At 62.1% G+C, this 253-nt stretch carries 1 protein-coding gene; it reads left to right on the top strand.

All coding sequences use genetic code 11. The annotated features are described in order from the left end of the window. The coding region (locus KVS69_RS19955; protein ID WP_217539935.1) for a hypothetical protein at window positions 1-217 on the top strand (217 nt) is incomplete at its 5' end. Window positions 218-253 lie beyond the last annotated feature (36 nt).

Below are 253 nucleotides of genomic sequence, written 5' to 3'. Positions count from 1 at the left end.
CCAGGCTTTCGCGACCACGGCGAATCCAAGGCAACCAAGAGCAATCCAGAGCGTCCCCGTTAGCAGGATGAGCGCCATGAAGGAGTATCTGATCTTCGCGGCAGTGTGTCTGCTGGCCGGTTGCACCACGATGCCGCCGCTCACCGACGGCGTCACGGTTTCGCTTCGCTCCTACGATAGCGCTACAGGTGACTACGTCTTGGAGCTGGACCTCTGAATGCTGGGGCAGGGCGCCCGCTCGTGCTGCCGAGAT

The sequence above is a fragment of the Stenotrophomonas sp. GbtcB23 genome (genome assembly GCF_019091045.1).
GTDB lineage: Bacteria > Pseudomonadota > Gammaproteobacteria > Xanthomonadales > Xanthomonadaceae > Stenotrophomonas > Stenotrophomonas rhizophila_A.
This window is presented reverse-complemented; position numbering and strand designations above follow the sequence as displayed.